This window comes from Actinomadura geliboluensis (genome assembly GCF_043197915.1).
GTDB lineage: Bacteria > Actinomycetota > Actinomycetes > Streptosporangiales > Streptosporangiaceae > Spirillospora > Spirillospora geliboluensis.
Window position 1 is genome coordinate 181,243 of sequence record NZ_JBICUA010000013.1, and the last position, 15,726, is coordinate 196,968.

Here is a 15,726-nt window from a genome sequence, read left to right on the forward strand (position 1 = left end):
GGAGTGCGGTCGCTCACAATGGCCGTCCGCGCCACATGGGCGCCCGCCAACGGGACAGAATCGGATTCGGAACTGAGAGGGGCCATCATGACCGCCGACCGCCCGAACGACTCCGCTCGCCCGTCCGACCCGGCCCGCCCGAACGCCCCAGCCCGCCCGTACGACATCGTCCTGTTCGGCGCCACCGGCTTCACCGGCGGGCTCACCGCCGAGTACCTGGCCGCCACCGCGCGGCCGGGGACGCGCTGGGCCCTCGCCGGACGCAACCGGGCCAAGCTGGAGGCGGTCCGCGACCGGCTGACGAAGATCGACCTGGCGTGCGCCGAGCTGGACCTGCTCCACGCCGACACCGCCGACGCCGCCTCGATCGAGGCCATCGCGGACGCGGCGCGGGTCGTCATCACCACGGTCGGCCCCTACGTCAAGTACGGCGAGCCCCTGGTCGCGGCGTGCGCGCGCGCCGGGACCGACTATGTCGACCTCACCGGCGAGCCCACCTTCGTCGACCGCATGTACGTGAAGTACCACCAGCAGGCGGTGGACAGCGGGGCGCGCATCGTCCACGCCTGCGGGTTCGACTCGATCCCGCACGACCTCGGCGCCTACTTCACGGTCAAGCAGCTCCCCGAGGGCGTCCCGCTGCACGTCGAGGGCTTCCTGCGGGTGCAGGGGTCGGCGTCCGGCGGCACCCTGCACTCGGCGATCGGCATCTTCGGCGACCCGGCCGGGATGCTGCGCGCCGAGCGCGAGCGGCGCCGGGTGGAGGAGCCGCCCGCCGGGCGCCGGGTGCGGATCTCGCGCTCCCCCGCGCCGAAGGCCCGGGTCGGGGACGGCTGGACGCTGCCGCTGCCCACCATCGACCCGCAGATCGTCACCCGGTCGGCGGCGGCGCTCGACCGCTACGGCCCCGACTTCTCCTACGGCCACTACCTCGCGGTCCGGCACCTGGCGACGGCCGCCGGGATCGCGGCGGGCTTCGGCGGCCTGGCCGCGGCCGCCTCGGTGCCCCCGGCCCGGCGGGCGCTGCTCCGCTTCGCGACGCCCGGCGAGGGGCCGTCGGCGGAGCGCCGCGCCCGCAACTGGTTCAGCGTGAAGTTCGCCGGCGAGGGCGGCGGGCGGCGCGTGGTCACCGAGGTCGCGGGCGGCGACCCCGGCTACGGCGAGACGGCCAAGATGCTCGCCGAGTCCGCGCTGTGCCTGGCGCACGACGACCTGCCCGCGACGTCCGGGCAGGTCACCACGGCCGCGGCGATGGGGGACGCGCTGATCGAGCGGCTCGTCAAGGCCGGCATCACCTTCCGGGTGCTGGACGAGCGGTGACCCCGCGGCCGGTGGCCCCGCGCCGGCCGGGGATCGGGATGACGGCCTCGACGATCGTCCCGGCGCCCGGCCTGCTCGTCACCGCGACCCGCCCGCCGAGCAGCTCGGCCCGCTCGCGCATGCCGCGCAGCCCGTAGCAGTCCGGGCGCACCCCTTTGACGAGGCCCTGCGCGAACACGTCCCGGACGGAGAACCCCGTCCCGTCGTCGGCGACCCGCAGCCGGACGCGGTCGGCGGAGTGCTCCAGCAGCAGGTCGACGCAGCTCGCGGACGCGTGCCGCAGCGCGTTCCCGACGGCCTCCTGCGCGATCCGGTACAGCGCGGTCTGGACATGGTCGGGCAGCTCGTCCTCGAGCTCGCCCTCGACGGTCACCGTGACGTCGAGCGCGCCGGACGGACCGGGGCCGTCGCCGGCCTCCCGGGCGAGGGTGGCGAGCGCCGCCGACAGGCCGAGGTCGTCCAGCACGGGCGGCCGCAGCCCGCCGATCGCCGCGCGGGTCTCGGCCGCGGCCAGCTCGCACAGCCGCCGCGCCATCATGATCTGCGCCAGCCCCTCCGGGTGGTGCTCGGGCAGTGCCCGCTCGGCGGCCGACAGGTGGAAGCCGAGGCTGGCGAGGCGCTGTGCGAGGCCGTCGTGGATCTCCCGGCTGAGCCGGGACCGCTCCGCCTCCTGCGCCTCGACGGCCCGCTCGGCGAACCGCTCCGCCGCGTGCTCGCGCTCGCGGGCGCTGCGCAGCCGGCGGCAGGACGACAGCACCGGCGCGAACAGCCCGGCGAGCGCGGTGGCGAGCGCGAGGTCCTCGGGCGGCACGGGCCCGGCGGACCGGACGTCCACGACCGCGATCACGCGGCCGTCGCCCGGCACGGGGATCGCGGCGCCGCGCCCGTCGGCGTGCGGGCGCACCCGCCCGTGGGCGGCGACCCAGCCCGCGTCGCCCTCCCCCAGCGGGACGGGCGGGCCCGACCATTCGAGGGCGCGCTCCTCCTCGTCCAGGACGTACACGTCGCAGAACGTCAGCGCGCGCGCCGACCGCACCACCAAGCAGGCCAGCTCGTCGGCCATCCGGGGCAGCTCGCGGTCGGAGCAGGCCGCGGCGACGACGCGGACGAGCATGTCGGTGCCGCGCGCGGCGAGCAGCTCCAGCGGCGACGTCACCGGAACAGGCCCTCGCGCAGCGCGACCGCGATCGCCGCCGACCGGTCGGTCACCTCCAGCTTGCGGTAGAGGGCGCGCAGGTGGCTCTTCACGGTCTCCTCGCTGAGCACCAGCCGCGCCGCGATCGCCTTGTTCGACAGGCCGCCGACCAGCAGCGACAGCACCTCGCTCTCGCGCTGGGTGAGGCCGCGGTTGGCGCCCGGCCAGAACTCGCCGCGGGTCAGCCGGGCGGCGGTGACCGCCATCCGCCCGGCGAGCGTCGGGTCGATCACCGTCTCGCCCCGCGCGACCTCCTCCAGCCGCCGCACCAGCTCGGGGCCGTCCACCCGCTTGAGGAGGTAGCCGCCGGCCCCGGCGCGCAGCGCCTCGAAGACGTACTGCTCGTCGTCGTAGACCGACAGGAACACCACCCGCGCCTCCGGGACGCGGCCGGTGATCAGCCGGCACAGGTCGAGGCCGCTCTCCGGGCCGAGCCGCACGTCCAGCAGGACGACGTCGGGGCGCAGCGCGGTCACCAGCCGGGCCGCCTCGTCCCCCGTCCCCGCCTGCCCGACGACGCGCACCCGGCCGGCGAAACCGGCCAGCATGGCCTGCAGCCCGGCGAGGATCATCTCGTGGTCGTCGACCAGGACGACGCGTACGGGGACACTCATCCCGGCACGATAACAACCGGAAGCTACTCATCAGTAGCCCCCTGCGGCGGCCCGTGCGGAGGCACCCTCCGGCGTTTCACCCCCGGCCTCACCTGATTGGGGGACGCGCACGCCCGCCCCGCCCCGTACTCTCCTGTACGAAAACTGAATTCCGCAGGACGGAGGAGCCAGGTGCCCCATCGGATCGTGCATATGCTCCGGGCGCGCGGAGCGGGCCGCCGCCCCGTCATGCTCGCGATCGCGGGCGACAGCGCGGCGGGCAAGACGACGCTGACCAGGGGGCTTGTGCAGTGTCTCGGGGCCGACCGGATGACCGCGGTCTGCGTGGACGACTACCACCGCTACGACCGCGCCGAACGGGCCGGCAAGCCGTTCACGGCGCTGCACCCCGACTGCAACCACATCGACGTCATGGAGCAGCACCTCCAGCTGCTGTCGATGGGCGAGCCGATCCTCAAGCCGGTCTACGACCACTCCACGGGCGAGCTCGTCCGGCCGGAACTGGTCGAGCCCCGCGACTTCGTGATCGTCGAGGGCCTGCTGCCGCTGCACACCCGGATGGCGCGGGCCTGCTTCGACATCACCGTCTACCTGGACCCGCCCGAGCCGCTGCGCCACTCCTGGAAGGTCCGCCGCGACTGCGAGAAGCGCGGCTACAGCCCCGAGCAGGTGATGGCCGAACTGGCCCGCCGCGAACCGGAGAGCGCCGCCTACATCCGGCCGCAGCGCAAGCACGCCGACATCGTCGTCCGGTTCGCGCCCGTCGCCGGGCGCCTCGACCCGCCCGGCACCCCGCTGTCCGCCGAGCTGCTGCTGCGCCCGACGATCGACCACCCGGAGCTGGCGGACGTCCTGGACGGCGGCGCCGGCGACACCGAGACCGCCCTGCACCTGCGGCTGCACCGCGACACCGACGGCCGCCCCGTCGACGCCCTGCACGTCCACGGCTACGTCTCGCCGGAGGAGTCGCAGGTCGTCAAGAAGGCCATCTGGGAGCGGCTCGGGCCGCGCGCGGGCACCGCGCTCCCCGACCCGGACGCCCTCGGCCGCCTCGGCGACACCGGGACCAGCGACCCGCTCGCGATCACCCAGCTCCTGCTGCTCTACCACCTGCTCGACGCCGACCACCGCCAGGCCGCGTAGCGTGGCGCGGCGGCGGACGGCGGGGTGAAGACTCCGCGTGCGCGCGGGGAGGCCCCGGGGCTTCGGACCTGTGCCCCGGGCCGCGCGCAGGCGGCACGCCGGGAGGGCGCCCGAGCGGGCGCGCAGGGCGCCCTCCCGGCACTCGTCAGATCTCCGCCCAGGGAATGACCGGGCGGTCGGGGGCCACCACCGCGAGCGACTGGCCGCCGCGGATCCGCTCGTCCGGCTCGGCCGTGAGCCGGAACCGGGCGTTGGGGCGGTGCGACTCGCCGACCGCGAGCAGCGTGCTGCCCCGCCGCAGCAGGAAGATCGCCACGTCCACGCGGGACCACTCACCGGCGTCCTCGGGGACGTCCACCCGGTAGAGCGTGCCGTCGGAGTCGAGCGTGCTGGCGAGGTTGTGGTGGATCGCGGCGACGCCGGGGTTGCGGATCGCGTCCGCCACCACCGCCGGGTCGTCGATGTCGACCGGCTCGATGTCGGCGCTGACCAGGTTCAGCGCCTCGGTGATCTCGGCGCGGCGACCGCCGTCGCGCAGCCCGGCCAGCAGGTGGACGGGCGGCTCCCCGTGCCGCCGCAGGTAGGCCGACACGCCGAGCATGACGCGGACCGTCTCGTCGTCGGACCGGCCGACCACGAGCACGGTGCGGGCCTCCTCCAGGCACGCCCGCTCGTACGCGGTGCCGTCGTTGGCGACCACGTCGTACAGGTCGGGGTCGGGGTTCTCGCCCGCCAGCTCCTCCGGCCAGAACAGCACGATGACCGGCGTCTTCGCGTACGCGGGGTCGGCGCGCAGCTGGCCGGTGATCGCGCGCATCGCCTCGCGCTCGTAGCCGATGACCGCCACATGGTCGCGCTTGTGCAGCCGCGCCTGGCCGTTGGCCCGCATCGTCCTGCCCTTCCCCATCCAAAGCGTCAGCTCGGCGAACATCACGAGCCCCGCGGTGAGCCCGGCGACGATGATGACCACGCCGCCGATCCGGCCGCCCGCGGTGGCCGGGGCCAGGTCCCCGTAGCCGGTGGTGGTGCCGCTGACCAGGAAGTACCAGAGGTACTCGTGCGGCTTCTTGATGTCGGCGCCGGGCTCCTCGAACACCGCGATGAGCAGCCAGCCCAGCAGGAAGGCCGCGAGCAGCACCAGCGCGGGCGCCCGCCAGCTCCGCCCGGTGATCCGCGTGACCAGGCGCATGAGCACGATCGGCATCCGCGCAGCGTGGCAGCGGACAAATCCCCACGTCAAGCGCAAACCGGTCACAGTCCGGGCGTGCCGACGACCGGACGCGGCCATCCGCCCCGGCGCCGCGCGGTCAGACCGCCGGGCCCCGTTTCAGGACGCGCGACAGGGCCGCCGCCACCTCCTCCGACAGGCCGCCGTCGGACGGCCTCTCGGCACCGGCACCGCCAGGCCCGCCGGCACCGCCCGCGAGATCGGCGCCGGAGCGCACCAGGCCGGCGTCCCCGGGCTCGTCCCGGACGGCGGGACGGGTGTGCCCGCAGTCGCGGCACTCGACCTCGCCGAGCCGGCACACCAGGGCCGCCGACCCGCACGCCGAGCAGCGGTCCAGGTCGTCCGCCCAGTCGCGGCCCGCCTGGCAGCTCGGGCAGACCAGCACCTGGCGCTCCGCCTTGACACCGCGCTTCCACGGGCTCGCGCCGCGCACGGGGTCGGTCTGCCGCGCCCCGCAGCGGTAGCAGGGCATCACACCTCCAGGGGTGCCGGGACCGGTTCCGGCCAGGCCCGCTCGGCCGGGCCGGGACCGGTCCGTCTGCTCAGAGCCCGGCGAGCGCCTCGCGGTACTCGTCGATGTCGCGCGCGTCCGGGATCGCGTTCACGACCCGCCACCGGACCACGCCCTCGGTGTCGATGATGAAGGTGCCGCGCAGCGCCAGGCCCTTGGCCTCGTCGAAGACGCCGTAGCGCCGCGCCGCGCCGCCGTGCGGCCAGAAGTCCGACAGCAGCGGGAACCAGAAGCCCTCCTGGTCCGACCAGGCGCGCAGGGCGAACATCGAGTCGACCGAGACGGCCAGCAGCTGCGCGCTGCTACCGCCGGCGCCGTCGCCCACGTCCCTGAACTCGTCCCTGAGCCGGGTCAGCTCCCCCGTGCACACCCCGCTGAACGCCAGCGGATAGAACACGAGGACGACGTTCTTCTCGCCGCGGAAGCCCGACAGCCGCACCGGCGTGCCGTGCTGGTCCGCCAGCTCGAAGTCGGGCGCCTCGGCGCCCACGTCCACACCACCCACGTCGACGGCGCCCGGGCTCGTGCCCGTGCCGCCCGCGTTGACCGACAAGTCCTACCGCCCCGGCTACTTGCGGACCTTGGGCGCGACCAGCCGCGTGCCTGACCACTCCTTGGCGGCGCTGACGCTGCTGGTCTGCGAGAGCCCGGCCGTCTGGGCGGCCTCGCCGATGTCGCTCGGCTCCACGTGGCCGTCCCGGCCCGCCTTGGGCGTCAGGAGCCAGATGTTGCCGCCGCTCGTGAGCGGGACCATCGCGTCGGTCAGGCCCTCGAACAGGTCGCCGTCCTCCTCGCGCCACCACAGCAGCACGATGTCGACCACGTCCTCGTAGTCCTCGTCGACCAGTTCGTTCCCCGTGAGTTCTTCGACGGAGCGACGAAGCTCCTCGTCGACGTCGTCGTCGAAGCCGATCTCCTGCACCACCTGGCCCGCCTTCAGGCCGAGCCGTTCGGCCAGGCTGCGCTCAGACTGCGCCTGACCCGCGGTCGCGCTCACGAAAGTCCTCCCATTGTCGTCAGTCCGCACGGTGCCGTGCACTCTCGATTCCGGCCCCCCGGGACGGGTGGCCCGCCCGCACCTGTGCGGTGTTTGCGGGACAGTCCACACAAGTGAGGGCCTCCAGCGCAAGTGTCTTCCGGGCTTTTGGTCGCCTCATTGGCCCGATTCCCCGTTTCCCGGCGACCTTCTCATCCCTTCAGGAAGGACAAGCGGACCTGGCGGTCGGGGTTGTCCACGTTGAGGTCGACGACGGCGACCGACTGCCAGGTGCCGAGCGCGAGCCGTCCGCCCACGACCGGCAGGGTCGCGTACGGCGGGACGAGGGCGGGCAAGACGTGCGACCGCCCGTGCCCCGGCGAGCCGTGCGCGTGCCGCCAGCGGTCGTCCGCCGGCAGCAGGTCGCCCAGGGCGGCCAGCAGGTCGTCGTCGCTGCCCGCGCCCAGCTCCAGGATCGCCACGCCGGCGGTCGCGTGCGGGACGAAGACGTGCAGCAGCCCGTCGCCGCCCTGCTCCGCGGCGAACCGCTCGCATTCGGCCGTGATGTCGTGCACGGTCTCGCTCGTACCGGTGGCCACCCGGACCACGGTGCTCTCCATGACCCCGTGTCTACCCGATCCGCGGCGTCGGACGCATCCGCGCCGCACGGTGTCGCACCGGCCGGCCGAGACGCTAGTGGAACACCTCCGCTCGCCGCTCGACGACGGCGTCCGGCCCCGGGTACACCAGGCGCGTGTGGCCGTCGTCGAAGCGGATCAGATAGGGCGGGCCGCCGTCCCGGCCGCGCACCTCGACGATCTCACCGATCCGGTCGGGCTGCCCGACGACGTTGCCGTGGACGTGCAGCCGGTCTCCGATCTGTGCGTACATCGCTCTCCCCCAAGCTCGTTCGCCCGCCGCCCGAGCGGGCCGTGCCGGGTCCGCGACGGGCACCTGTTGGCGTTGTTCCCCGCCTCACCCGTTTCCCGCACCCTGACGCGATAAATCACGCAAAATCGGGCCGCCGTCCCCGGGACGGCACCCCGCTGACCGGCGCAAATGGTTACCGGTGGGTAGAGATGCGTTAGCCGTCCTGAACGGCGACGATGGGATCACCAGACGAGCGACCGACAGTCTGCCGGGGACCGGTGGCCTCCCGAGCGGCGGCCACGGGTCTCACCAGCAAAGACGGTAAGGACAGAGGGGACCCCGTGGCTTCCGGACGTCAACGCTTCTCGATCATCAGCGACGGCCTGCCGAGCCAGCTGCCCGACATCAACCCGGACGAAACCCGGGAGTGGCTGGAGTCGCTGGACACGGTCATCAAGACCGAGGGCCGCGGCAGGGCGCGGTACGTCATGCTCCGCCTCCTGGAGCGGGCCCGCGAGCTGCAGGTCGGCGTGCCCGGCCTGCGCAGCACCGACTTCATCAACACCATCCCGCCGGAGCACGAACCCTGGTTCCCCGGCGACGAGCACGTGGAACGGCGCATCCGCGCCTACATCCGGTGGAACGCCGCGATCATGGTGTCGCGCGCCAACCGCCCCGAACTCGGCGTCGGCGGGCACATCGCCACCTATGCCTCCGCCGCCTCCCTCTACGAGGTCGGCTTCAACCACTTCTTCCGCGGCAAGGACCACGGCGAGTCCGGCGACCAGGTGTTCATCCAGGGGCACGCCGCCCCCGGCATCTACGCCCGCGCCTTCCTCGAAGGGCGCCTCCCCGAGGACAAGCTCGACGGCTTCCGCCAGGAGCACTCGCACCCGGGCGGCGGCCTGTCGTCCTACCCGCACCCGCGGCTCATGCCGGACTTCTGGGAGTTCCCCACGGTGTCCATGGGCCTGACCGCGATCGACTCGGTGTACCAGGCGCGGTTCAACCGCTACCTCTACAACCGGAAGATCAAGGACACGTCCCGCTCGCACGTGTGGGCGTTCCTCGGCGACGGCGAGATGGGCGAGCCGGAGTCGCTCGGCGCCATCGGCCTCGCCGCCCGCGAGGAGCTCGACAACCTCACCTTCGTCGTCAACTGCAACCTGCAGCAGCTCGACGGCCCGGTGCGCGGCAACGGCAAGATCATCCAGGAGCTGGAGTCGTTCTTCCGCGGCGCCGGCTGGAACGTCATCAAGGTCATCTGGGGCCGCGACTGGGACCCGCTCCTCGCGCAGGACGTCGACGGCGTGCTGGTCAACCAGATGAACACCACGCCCGACGGCCAGTTCCAGACGTTCAGCGTCGAGTCCGGCGAGTACATCCGGGAGAAGTTCTTCGGCGCCGACCCGCGGCTGCGCCGGATCGTCCAGCACCTGTCGGACGACGAGCTGCGCAAGCTGTCGCGCGGCGGGCACGACTACCGCAAGGTGTACGCGGCGTTCAAGGCGGCCCGCGAGCACGTCGGCCAGCCGACCGTGATCCTCGCGCACACGATCAAGGGCTGGACGCTCGGCTCCGACTTCGAGGCCCGCAACGCCACCCACCAGATGAAGAAGCTCACCAAGGCCGAGCTGAAGGAGTTCCGGGACCGGCTCTACCTGGACATCCCCGACTCGGCGCTGGAGGAGCCGCTGCCGCCCTACTACCACCCGGGCGAGGACTCCGACGAGATCCAGTACATGCGCGAGCGCCGCGCCGCGCTCGGCGGCTTCCTGCCGAAGCGCGTCGTCCGCGCCAAGCCGCTCAAGCTGCCGGGCGACCCCGTCTACAGCGAGATGAAGAAGGGCTCCGGCAAGCAGAACGTCGCCACCACCATGGCGTTCGTCCGGCTGCTCAAGGACCTGATCAAGGACGAGAACATCGGCGCCCGGTTCGTCCCGATCGCCCCCGACGAGTACCGCACGTTCGGCATGGACTCGCTGTTCCCCACGTCCAAGATCTACTCGCCGCACGGGCAGACCTACGAGGCCGTGGACCGCAAGCTCCTCCTCTCCTACAAGGAGGCCGAAAGCGGCCAGATGCTCCACGAGGGCATCAGCGAGGCCGGGTCGATGGCATCCACCATCGCCGCGGGCACCGCGTACGCCACGCACGGCGAGCACATGATCCCCGTCTACATCTTCTACTCGATGTTCGGGTTCCAGCGGACCGGCGACCAGATGTGGGCGTTCGGCGACCAGATGGGCCGCGGGTTCCTCCTCGGCGCCACCGCCGGCCGCACCACGCTCACCGGAGAGGGCCTCCAGCACGCCGACGGCCACTCCCCGCTGCTCGCCGCGTCGAACCCCGCCTGCGTCCACTACGACCCGACGTGGGGCTTCGAACTCGGCCACATCGTCCGGGACGCCCTGCGCCGCATGTACGGCTCGTCCGACGAACACCCCAACGGCGAGGACGTCTTCTACTACCTCACCGTCTACAACGAGCCGTACCAGCAGCCCGCCGAACCGGAGGACCTCGACGTCGACGGCCTCCTCAAGGGTCTCTACCGCTACCGGGCGGCGGAGCCGGCCAACGCCGAGGCGCCGCGCTCGAACATCCTCGCGTCGGGCGTCGGCGGCCGGTGGGCCCTGGAGGCCCAGCGCCTCCTCGCCGAGGACTGGGGCGTCGCCGCCGACGTGTGGTCGGCCACCTCGTGGAACGAACTGGCCCGCGAGGCCCGCGCCTGCGACGAGTGGAACCTGCTCAACCCCGAGGCCGAGCAGCGCATCCCGTACGTCACCCGCACCCTCGACAGCGTCGCCGGGCCGATCGTCGCGGTATCGGACTTCACCCGCGCCGTACCCGACCAGATCGCCCCCTGGGTGCACGGCGACTTCACGTCCCTCGGCACCGACGGGTTCGGCTTCTCCGACACCCGCGCCGCCGCCCGCCGCTTCTTCCACGTGGACGCCGCGTCGATCGTCCTCGCGGTCCTGACGAGGCTGGCAAGGCACGGCGACATCAAACCGGAGGCCCTCCCCCAGGCGATCGAGCGCTACCGCCTCAACGCCGAGGTGAGCGACGTCTTCGCAGGCGGCGTGGGCAGCCGCGAAAGCAACACCGGCGGAGACGCCTGATCACCGTATGAACACGGTGATTGCGGAGGTGTAGGCCGCAATCGCCGGAAGGGCCCCGAGGGTTCGCCTCGGGGCCCTTCGCGTTCCCAGGTCAGCCGGCCGGGGGCGTGAAGACGCCGAACGTGTTGCCGGACGGGTCCTGCAGGTAGGCGAACGTCAGGCCGCTGACCGTGGTCAGCGCGGGCATGGCGACCTTGCCGCCGCACTTCACCGTCTGCTCGCAGGCGGCCTCGACGTCCTCCACCAGGACCAGGAACATCGCATGGTTGCGGGAGGCGTCCGGCTCATGCGAGATGCCGCCGCTCGGCGCGTCGGCCCCCGGGTACCTGACCAGGTCGTAGCCGTCGGCGTCCGGGTCGAGCGCGAACTGCCAGCCGAACATGTCGCCGTAGAAGCGGCGGGCCTCCTCCGGCGCGTCGGTGCCGACCTGGAACCACGTGACGGTGTTGAACGCGGGAACGCTCATCGATCTCCTCCTTCGAACGCTGGCACGAGCGTCCCGGAGCCTTGCGACAACCCCCTGTCGGTGTTTGCGGGAAGGATTCCGCAGGTCTCGTCGCTGCACAGCCCTATGCGAGGAACTCCCGTAGCGAACGCGGTTCGCGGCCCAGGATGTCGGCCACGGTCGTGGTGGTGCTCGCCCAGCGTCCGTCGCCGATCTGCGACATGAGTTCGGCCAGGTCACGGGCCGCCTGGGCGGGCATGCCGCGCTTCTCCAGGTGGACGGCGGCCTCCTCGACCGTCAGGTCCACGTAACGCACGGGCCGGCCGAATGCCCGGGTGAGTTCGGCGGCGACCTCGTCATGGGTGGGCGCCACCGGCCCGGTGAGCTCGTACGTGGCGTCGGCCCCGACGGGGCGCGTGAGCAACGCGGCCGCGACCGCCGCGATGTCGCGCGCGTCGATGTAGCCGACCTCGCCTCTGCCGTACGAGCCGAAGATCCGCCCCTCTTCGTCGACGTCGCTCGCGAGGTTCTGCATGAAGCCGACCGGCGCCAGGATCGACCACGGCACCCCCGACGCCTTGAGATGCGCGTCGACCTGCCCGTGCATGCCGAACCCGAGCAGGCTCGCCGACGACACGCCGCGCACGGAGACGGTCACCACCTGCGCCGCGTCCGCGGCCCTCGCGTGGTCGATGACCGCCTTGTGCGCGCGCACGAAACCCGGCCACAGTCCACTGTTGAGAAAGAGCCTGTCACCCGGTTCGAGCGGGATGCTCTCCGGCCGCTCCAGGTCGCCGACCACGTAGTCGCATCCCAGTTCCTCGCCCTGTTCCGCGCGCCGCACCACGGCTCGCGCCGCGCCGCCGAGCTCCTCGATCAGCGCACGCCCGATCGTGCCCGTCGCACCCGTCACCACGATCATCGCAACCCCCTAAGCGGAATGTCAGATTCCGGTTATAGACTAAGCGGAAGCCTGTCGTCCAGTTCGAGGGAGTCCGATGCGCGCCGATGCCCGCCGCAACCGGGACAAGATCCTGGAGGCCGCACGCGACGCGGTGGCCGAGCGCGGCGCGGATGCGCCGATGGAGCTGATCGCCCGCCGCGCCGGCGTCGGCGTCGGCACGCTCTACCGCCGCTTCCCCGACCGCGGGGTGCTGCTCGCCGCCCTCGCGGAGCAGTACGTCCACGAGCTCATGGACGACCTCGACCGCACCGTGGCGGCCGAGCCCGACGCGTGGTCGGCCATTCGCGCCTTCGTCCTCTACAGCGTGGAGAAGGGGCGCGGCGCCATCGCGGCCGCGCTGGCCGGTACTTCCACGCCGGAGGCGAGGCAGGCGCTCGTGCAGCGCCTCGACGAGTTGGTGCGGCAGGCGCAGGCGGACGGTGCGATGCGTTCAGATGTCGGCACCGGCGACCTCATGGAGCTGCTCAGCGTGTTCGCCTGCCACCCGGGCATCATCCCGGAGCGCTTCCTGCCCCTCATGCTCGACGGCCTAGACCGGCGACAACCCGCCCACCCCAGTAGGTGACCGGGGTGGACCACCCGGCGGATCCGCGGGCGTCACCAAGACACGCCGGCTGAGCGCGGTCATCGGCGCCGCCATCCTCGGCACGGACGGCGGCTACGACGCAGGCCACCCCCGCCGCAGCCGCCCCTGCTCATCCCCCGGCTCGCCCCGGGACAACTGGACGAGCGTCCATGAGCGGTGCCGGGTCGTCGGCGAAGAAGCGGACCGCCCGGACGTCGGCCCGTCGCCCCAGAGGCCGGACGACCTGGATCGGCTCGCGCAACTCGACCACCACGTTCGTCTGTGACGCCACCGCCACCGCGAGCCGGTCGTCCAGCACCCTGACCATGCCGCTCTCGTTGTAGTTCCGAACGATCCGGAGCGAGGAGATCTGCGCGCGCGGGATGCGCAGGTCGAAGAACGCCCCGTACCGGACGCGCAGTTCCTCGTCCGACAGCACATGCGGCCGCGTCACGCACGCCGCGATGACCGCCAGCACGATCAGGATCGAATACAGATCGATCGCCAGGAAGGCCACCCGCAACCCCTCGGGCGCGTCGATGGCCCGCAGCAGCAACTCGACGCCCACGACCTCGACGACCATCGCGAAGAGGAACCCCGCCTGAAGGCCGAGCTGTGCGCCCGAATACGGGACGCCGACCGTGCCCTGCGGCACCCCATGCCTGCGGCGCGCGACGAGCAGCACCAGGCTGGCCATGCCTTTCGCGTCGAACGCCACGATCCTGCGGAGCCTCTCGGGCACCAGGCGTCCGACTCCCCGAAACGCGGCCGGCCAGTCGGCGCCGCCCCGCCGCGCCTCGGCGACCAGCCGGCCTGCGGCGACGAGCTGCAAGAGAAGCATCAGCGCCACGATCACCTTCACGACCGTGACCACGGGGCCGGGCACCGGGACACCCGACGCGGCCAACACCAGGACGACCAGCTCGGCAGGCGCTGCCACGAACAGTGCAGCGCGGGCGACCCTCAGCATGTCCGCTCCTTCAGGATCGTCACCAGTTGCTTGAACACCTCGCGCTGAGCGGGCGCCATCTCCTCCAGCCATGCGCCGTCCAGCCGTTGCCGCGCCATCAGCGCCGCCATCTCTTCCGGAATCTGGTCGGCCAGGTCCTCTGCAATCTCGGCGACGCGCGGATCGTCCGGCGGGGCGTCCGCGATCCCGTCCAGCCGCGCGTAGGTCCCGGCGATGCGCTCGCGCGCCTCTGGGCCGGTGAAGGACCTCACCATCCCGGCGAACCAGGCCCGCTCCCCCTCCCCGACCGCCGTGTCGACGAGCGCGAGCAGCTCCCGGTCGAACTCGGCGAACCGCGACCCTCGCGGCAGGTCCCGCAGGACGTCCGCCATCTCGGGCGAGACGGCCGAATCGGGCTGCAGCTCGGCCTCCTCCAGCAGCCCGGCGAGCCGGGCCCGCCGCGCCCCGATCGCCTCCTGCTGCCGCGCCAGGTCGGCGTCGAGTTCGAGCAGTACCTCACGCAGGTCACGCCCACGCTCATCAGCGAGGACGTCACAAATCTCGTCCAGCGACAGCCCAAGCTCCACGAGCCTCCGCACCCGCGCGAGCGCCACCGCGTCCCGCAGCCGGTACTCCCGATAGCCGTTGGCCAGTCGCTCCGGCTCCGGCAGCAGGCCGAGATGGTGGTAGTGCCGCACGGTCCTGGTCGAAACTCCGACCAGCGCGGCGAGTTCACCGATTCGCATGGCCCCATTACAAACGTTGACGCAACGTCAAGGTCAACCACGCCCGCCCCGGTGCCCCGACGCAGGTCAGCGCACCAGGGCCCAGAACCAAGGTCTCCGACATGGTCGGCAGGCCCGGTGCGTCCTCGGGTTACTGGGAGAGTTGGTGAGACAGCCTCAGCGGCTAGCTGTGGCGCCTGCCGATCACGCGGCCTACATCCAGGACGGCGAACCCCCAGGGGCGAGGCGCCATTGGCCCCGCGTAGGCGCAGCGACCAGTGCCGACGCGGGCCCGCGGCCACGCAACCTTGAGCCCGCACAGTAAGCAGCCAGGCCGGGCCCACAAACCCCAAACCCGCGTCAATCGGGCAAGCCTGAGTCTGGGACGCGGGTACGTGATCACGCGAACTGGAGCCAGGGCGGCGGACGCCGGGGCGGGGGGCCATCGCGAGGGAGGAGCGGCCGGCGCGAGGCCCGGACCTGCAGTCAGACAACCTCAGCGCGCGCGAAAATCGGCCAGGCTGAGCCCACCGCCCCCAACACCCGCGCCGATGGGACGGCCTTGGGTTCGGGGCGCGGGGGCAACGGTCATCCGGCCTGGAGCCAGGGTGGCGGGCGCCCCAGGCAAGGGGGCCACTGGACCTGCGCGGGAGGAGCAGTCGACGGACTGCTGTCACGCAACGTTCAGCCTTCACGGATGGTGGGCGATCGGGGCAAGGGTAGCGTCGGATCCGCGCGGGCGGAGCGGTCGGTGCAGACGCGAGCCTGTCGTCACGCAACCTTAAGCCCACACTGGTAGGCGACCAGGTTGGCCCCAGACCCACGCCGAAAGGGCGCCGCGGCCCTGGGGCGTAGATGCGTGAGCATGCGGCCTGTGACCAGGAAGGCGGGCGAGCAGGGCGAGGGCGCCTCGGACCCGCATGAGTGGAACGGTCAGCGCGGGCGGGAACCTACTTCACGCAACCTTGAGCCTGAGTAGTAGGCAGTCGGCTGGGCCCCGGCCTCAGGCCCGCGCCGATGGGACAGCCGTGTCTTGGGCGTGGGTTCCCACCGGCGAGCGCGTCACCGCGATCGACCGCGCCGCCCGCACCGTGACGAC

The 15,726-nt window shown here is 72.5% G+C and carries 16 protein-coding genes; 4 read left to right on the forward strand and 12 right to left on the reverse strand.

Going from position 1 to position 15,726, the window contains the following annotated elements; genetic code table 11:
* Nucleotides 1-87: 87 nt before the first annotated feature.
* Complete coding sequence (locus ACGFI1_RS36250; RefSeq protein WP_392791897.1) at nucleotides 88-1,320, forward strand: saccharopine dehydrogenase family protein; 1,233 nt, start codon at nucleotides 88-90, stop codon at nucleotides 1,318-1,320.
* Here ACGFI1_RS36250 and ACGFI1_RS36255 read toward each other — a convergent pair.
* Nucleotides 1,292-2,476 carry a sensor histidine kinase gene (locus tag ACGFI1_RS36255; RefSeq protein WP_386871154.1) on the reverse strand — a complete coding sequence of 395 codons (1,185 nt, stop codon included), beginning with the start codon at nucleotides 2,474-2,476 and terminating at the stop codon, nucleotides 1,292-1,294. The genes ACGFI1_RS36250 and ACGFI1_RS36255 overlap by 29 nt on opposite strands.
* Nucleotides 2,473-3,129, reverse strand: a complete 657-nt coding sequence (locus ACGFI1_RS36260) for a response regulator (protein ID WP_386871152.1) — start codon at nucleotides 3,127-3,129, stop codon at nucleotides 2,473-2,475. Before ACGFI1_RS36260 ends, ACGFI1_RS36255 begins: the two co-directional genes overlap by 4 nt.
* A 192-nt stretch (nucleotides 3,130-3,321) precedes the next feature.
* On the opposite strand from ACGFI1_RS36260, the gene ACGFI1_RS36265 reads away from it, so the two are divergent.
* Entirely contained in the window at nucleotides 3,322-4,272 is a 951-nt protein-coding gene (locus ACGFI1_RS36265) for a phosphoribulokinase (protein ID WP_138639762.1), read from the forward strand.
* A gap of 145 nt (nucleotides 4,273-4,417) precedes the next feature.
* On the opposite strand, the gene ACGFI1_RS36270 is transcribed toward ACGFI1_RS36265, so the two are convergent.
* From ACGFI1_RS36270 to ACGFI1_RS36295, 6 genes are all read right to left on the reverse strand, one after another.
* Nucleotides 4,418-5,476 carry a potassium channel protein gene (locus tag ACGFI1_RS36270; protein WP_392791901.1) on the reverse strand — a complete coding sequence of 353 codons (1,059 nt, stop codon included), beginning with the start codon at nucleotides 5,474-5,476 and terminating at the stop codon, nucleotides 4,418-4,420.
* 103 nt (nucleotides 5,477-5,579) lie between these two features.
* The gene (locus tag ACGFI1_RS36275) at nucleotides 5,580-5,972 is read right to left on the reverse strand and encodes a hypothetical protein (protein ID WP_138639758.1); all 393 of its coding nucleotides are present in this window, start codon (nucleotides 5,970-5,972) and stop codon (nucleotides 5,580-5,582) included.
* A 70-nt stretch (nucleotides 5,973-6,042) separates the two neighbouring features.
* Entirely contained in the window at nucleotides 6,043-6,564 is a 522-nt protein-coding gene (locus tag ACGFI1_RS36280) for a peroxiredoxin (RefSeq protein WP_392791904.1), read from the reverse strand.
* Between the two features lie 15 nt (nucleotides 6,565-6,579).
* Nucleotides 6,580-7,008 (reverse strand): DUF3052 domain-containing protein, encoded by a 429-nt coding sequence (locus ACGFI1_RS36285; RefSeq protein ID WP_138639757.1) that lies wholly within the window; start codon nucleotides 7,006-7,008, stop codon nucleotides 6,580-6,582.
* 191 nt (nucleotides 7,009-7,199) lie between these two features.
* A complete protein-coding gene (locus tag ACGFI1_RS36290) occupies nucleotides 7,200-7,607 on the reverse strand; it encodes a YjbQ family protein (RefSeq protein WP_386871147.1) in 408 nt (135 codons plus the stop codon).
* Between the two features lie 73 nt (nucleotides 7,608-7,680).
* Nucleotides 7,681-7,878, reverse strand: a complete 198-nt coding sequence (locus tag ACGFI1_RS36295; protein ID WP_138639755.1) for a DUF1918 domain-containing protein — start codon at nucleotides 7,876-7,878, stop codon at nucleotides 7,681-7,683.
* A 320-nt stretch (nucleotides 7,879-8,198) separates the two neighbouring features.
* Here ACGFI1_RS36295 and aceE point away from each other — a divergent pair, with 320 nt between their 5' ends.
* On the forward strand, nucleotides 8,199-10,979 hold the full coding sequence (gene aceE, locus ACGFI1_RS36300) for a pyruvate dehydrogenase (acetyl-transferring), homodimeric type (RefSeq protein WP_392791908.1): 2,781 nt from the start codon (nucleotides 8,199-8,201) through the stop codon (nucleotides 10,977-10,979).
* Between the two features lie 91 nt (nucleotides 10,980-11,070).
* On the opposite strand, the gene ACGFI1_RS36305 is transcribed toward aceE, so the two are convergent.
* Complete coding sequence (locus ACGFI1_RS36305) at nucleotides 11,071-11,445, reverse strand: VOC family protein (protein WP_387077835.1); 375 nt, start codon at nucleotides 11,443-11,445, stop codon at nucleotides 11,071-11,073.
* Between the two features lie 103 nt (nucleotides 11,446-11,548).
* Entirely contained in the window at nucleotides 11,549-12,346 is a 798-nt protein-coding gene (locus ACGFI1_RS36310) for an NAD(P)H-binding protein (RefSeq protein WP_392791911.1), read from the reverse strand.
* Nucleotides 12,347-12,422: 76 nt separating this feature from the next.
* On the opposite strand from ACGFI1_RS36310, the gene ACGFI1_RS36315 reads away from it, so the two are divergent.
* Nucleotides 12,423-12,953, forward strand: coding sequence for a TetR/AcrR family transcriptional regulator (locus ACGFI1_RS36315; protein ID WP_386871141.1), 531 nt, complete (start codon nucleotides 12,423-12,425; stop codon nucleotides 12,951-12,953).
* Between the two features lie 130 nt (nucleotides 12,954-13,083).
* On the opposite strand, the gene ACGFI1_RS36320 is transcribed toward ACGFI1_RS36315, so the two are convergent.
* Nucleotides 13,084-13,923, reverse strand: coding sequence for a hypothetical protein (locus tag ACGFI1_RS36320; RefSeq protein ID WP_392791914.1), 840 nt, complete (start codon nucleotides 13,921-13,923; stop codon nucleotides 13,084-13,086).
* Nucleotides 13,917-14,648, reverse strand: a complete 732-nt coding sequence (locus ACGFI1_RS36325; protein WP_392791916.1) for a MerR family transcriptional regulator — start codon at nucleotides 14,646-14,648, stop codon at nucleotides 13,917-13,919. Before ACGFI1_RS36325 ends, ACGFI1_RS36320 begins: the two co-directional genes overlap by 7 nt.
* Between the last annotated feature and the right edge of the window lie 1,078 nt (nucleotides 14,649-15,726).